This is a genomic window from Pengzhenrongella sp. (assembly GCF_036565025.1).
GTDB lineage: Bacteria > Actinomycetota > Actinomycetes > Actinomycetales > Cellulomonadaceae > Pengzhenrongella.
The window spans coordinates 1-3,302 of record NZ_DATCNW010000197.1 but is presented as its reverse complement, the minus strand read 5'-3'; the positions used below and the strand labels follow the sequence as shown (position 1 = coordinate 3,302).

The window sequence follows — 3,302 nt, the reverse complement described above, 5'->3', positions numbered from 1 at the left end:
AGTGCAGCGAAAGTGCAGCAAAACGCCTCATTCACTGCACTTTGGATGCACAGAGCGCTGCACTGAGCCGGTCCACCCACGGTGTTGACGGGCCGAGCCCGCCGTCGACACTGTCGGCCTCGGCCCGCCGCCCCCGGGCTCGCTCGCGCCGCGAACTGGGAGTCGTTTCGCCAGCGGCGGAGCAGCAACAACTCGCATCTCGTGCGCGCGAACTGCCCCGGCGGGCATCTCGCAGCGGGGGTCGTGGGCTAGAACGGGCTAGAACCGGTTCGCCCACCGGGCGAGCGGCCGACGGCCGTCCGGGTCGTAGAGCAGGCGGTACATCGGGGTGGCCCACGTCCGGGTCCACAGCGAGAGCGCGGGCTGGGAGTACGTCCGGAGCTGCCCGGGTGGGCGCGGCCCGCGACCACCCGCCTGGTGCCACGCGTCCAGCCGCGCCGCCGCCTCCCGGAAGGCGTCGAAGACGCCGACGTCGTCCAGTTCGTCGACCGCCGCGGCCTCGCCCAGGTGCTCGTTCATGAGCTCGATCCGCAGCGACCGTGCCCACGATCCACCCGCGGTGACGTCGGTATCCAGCACGGCACAGCTCAGCTCGCTGTCATGGGTCCAGGACCGCCGGTTGGCGTTGTCCGAGCCCACGCACCCCCAGACGTCGTCGACCACGCAGGCCTTGGCGTGCACGTAGATGGGCGTACCGGCGGCGTTCTCCAGGCCGTACACCCCGACCCGCCGGCCCCCGGCGGCTCGCAGCAGCCGGAGCACCGGTTCGCGCCCGACCAGGTTCGGTGGCAGCGCGATGCGCCCGTCCTGGTCGGGGAACTGGGGGATCACCACGATCAGGCGCAACTCGGGCGCCCGGGTCAGGGCGTCCGCCAACATCCGGGCGACGTGCACCGACCACAGGTACTGGTCCTCGACGTAGATGAGGGAACGCGCGCGGGCGACCGCCTTCCGGTAGCCGCGGGCGACGCTGCGCTCGCCCCGCGGGGCGAACGGATAGCCCGGCCGCCGGGCCGGGTACGTCCGCAGCAGCTGCACGGCGTGCGACCCGCGCTGCGGCGGATCGGGGAGCTGGGGCGGCAGCGGGCCGGCGTACCGGTCCTCGCCGTGCAGCAGCTCACCGACCAGGCGGACGGGGTTGCGGCTCAGCCGGGCGGGGTCCTCCCAGCGTTCCCGGAACACGAGCTCGGCGTCGCCGACGGCCGGACCCTGCACCGCCAGCTGGATGTCGTGCCAGGGCGGCCGGGCACCGTAGACCTTCGCCATCGGCATCCCTTGCGGGTCCCCGAGGTGACGCTCGTCGTCGCGGCGTGCGTGGCACAGGTCGATGCCCCCGATGAACGCGACGTCCCGCTCGGGACGGTCCCGGTGACGCAGCACGACCATCTTCTGGTGGTGGGAGCCCAGCGGTCGGACCCGCATGTCGAGCAGGCACTCACCACCCGCCGCCTCGATCTCCGCTCCCAGGCGCCGGTTCTCGGTCGCGCTGAACGCGAGCCGGTCCAGGTGCGAGCGCCAGACCAGGCCGCGCACGTCAACGCCGCGCTCGGCCGCGGCCGCGAACACGGGTCCGACCTCGCTGCCCGGACCGTCCAACCGTTCGTCCGGATCGCCTCGCCAGTCGGTGAACAAGAGCAGATCCCCCGGGCCCATCGCCTCGACGGCGTCGTACAGCTCGCGGAAGTAGCGCGCGCCGTGCACGAGGGGGCGGACCCGGTTCCCGAGCGACCACGCGAGGCCGTGCGGATGGCGCCGGTCCAGCACGGTGTGCGGGTTGCCGCGCTGCGCCGGCGTCAGGAACCAACCGACCGGATCGGGGGCCGCCACCGGCCCCGTCCGCCGGGACGGCTGGTCAGCGCTCAGTGCCATGATTCCCTCCGCGACGTGCCTGGTCGTCCTAGTCTCAGGCGGTCCACCGGTTCTCGCACCCGCACACCCGGCGCGCGCTGGGGGAGCGGATTTGGCCCACCCGGCGGCGTGCCGTAAAGTAGCCAGCGCCCAAGACCGCCGGTCGTCGGCCATTGCCCATCTCGTGTGGGGAGTGGCTCACCGAAGTCCCGTTACACGGGGGCCAGCGCAGGTGAGAGTTCGCAGTTGGACCACGTCCAGTTACCGAGCCCCGCGCCTGCGCGGGGCTCTTCGTCGTTTCAGGACTGACGTGACGCCCGGTGGCACCACCACCGGAAGGATTGCCATGGCGAGGCCGGACAAGGCAGCCGCAGTCGCAGAGCTCACGGATCAGTTCCGCGACTCGAACGCGGCCGTGCTGACCGAGTACCGCGGGCTCACGGTCGCCCAGCTCAAGCAGCTGCGGCGCACGCTCAGCGGCAACGCAACCTACGCCGTGGTGAAGAACACGCTGACCGCCATCGCGGCCAAGCAGGCTGGCGTCGAGGGACTCGACGACAAGCTTGTCGGCCCCTCGGCGATCGCCTTCGTGACCGGTGACCCGGTCACGGCTGCGAAGGGTCTGCGTGACTTTGCCAAGGCGAACCCCGCACTGGTCATCAAGGGCGGTGTCCTTGACGGACGCGTCCTGACCCCCGCGGAGATCACCAAGCTCGCGGACCTCGAGTCCCGTGAGGTTCTGCTGGCCAAGCTGGCCGGCGCGTTCAAGGCGTCGCTCTACCAGGCGGCGTACCTCTTCACGGCGCCCGCGACCCAGGCCGTGCGCACCATCGACGCCCTGCGCGAGAAGAAGCAGGCCGAAGAAGCGCCCACCGAAGAAGCTGCCTGAACCGTCCCGGTCCAGACGCACCCATCACCCCGCCCGACGCCCGGCTCACCGCCGGACGCCGGGAGACTAACCGGAAGGAAACGCCACCATGGCGAAGCTCAGCACCGTCGAGCTCATCGACGCTTTCAAGGAGCTCACGCTCATTGAGCTCTCCGACTTCGTGAAGGCCTTCGAGGAGACCTTCGACGTCGTCGCGGCCGCGCCGGTCGCCGTCGCCGCTGCCGGCGGCGCCGCTGCCGACGTCGAAGAGGTCGAAGAGCAGACCGAGTTCGACGTCCTCCTCGAGGCCATCGGCGAGAAGAAGATCCAGGTCATCAAGGAGGTGCGCGTGCTCACCAGCCTGGGCCTCAAGGAGGCCAAGGACCTCGTTGACGCCGCGCCCAAGGTTGTCCTCGAGGCCGTCACGAAGGAGGCCGCCGAGAAGGCCAAGGCTTCCCTCGAGGCCGCTGGCGCGACCGTTTCCGTCAAGTGACCCCTCGCCCCTAAGGGCGAGGCTCGCCCTGCGGCGAGCACGGCATTGACGGTCCCTCCGCTGCGAGGGGCCGACGGCGACGAGGCCCGCACC

3 protein-coding genes are annotated in these 3,302 nt (G+C 71.2%); 2 read left to right on the top strand and 1 reads right to left on the bottom strand.

Features of this window, described 5'->3' with window-relative positions:
- Positions 1-258: 258 nt before the first annotated feature.
- Complete coding sequence (locus VIM26_RS11365) at positions 259-1,869, bottom strand: phospholipase D-like domain-containing protein (protein WP_331951206.1); 1,611 nt, start codon at positions 1,867-1,869, stop codon at positions 259-261.
- 325 nt (positions 1,870-2,194) lie between these two features.
- On the opposite strand from VIM26_RS11365, the gene rplJ reads away from it, so the two are divergent.
- The gene (rplJ, locus tag VIM26_RS11360) at positions 2,195-2,737 is read left to right on the top strand and encodes a 50S ribosomal protein L10 (protein WP_331951204.1); all 543 of its coding nucleotides are present in this window, start codon (positions 2,195-2,197) and stop codon (positions 2,735-2,737) included.
- Between the two features lie 88 nt (positions 2,738-2,825).
- Complete coding sequence (gene rplL, locus VIM26_RS11355; RefSeq protein WP_331951202.1) at positions 2,826-3,209, top strand: 50S ribosomal protein L7/L12; 384 nt, start codon at positions 2,826-2,828, stop codon at positions 3,207-3,209.
- The last annotated feature ends 93 nt before the right edge of the window (positions 3,210-3,302 follow it).

What these genes read in the sequence shown, in the direction of transcription:
- VIM26_RS11365 (WP_331951206.1), bottom strand. Translation starts at nt 1,869, where the DNA reads ATGGCACTGAGCGCTGACCAGCCGTCCCGGCGGACGGGGCCGGTGGCG.
- rplJ (WP_331951204.1), top strand. Translation starts at nt 2,195, where the DNA reads ATGGCGAGGCCGGACAAGGCAGCCGCAGTCGCAGAGCTCACGGATCAG.
- rplL (WP_331951202.1), top strand. Translation starts at nt 2,826, where the DNA reads ATGGCGAAGCTCAGCACCGTCGAGCTCATCGACGCTTTCAAGGAGCTC.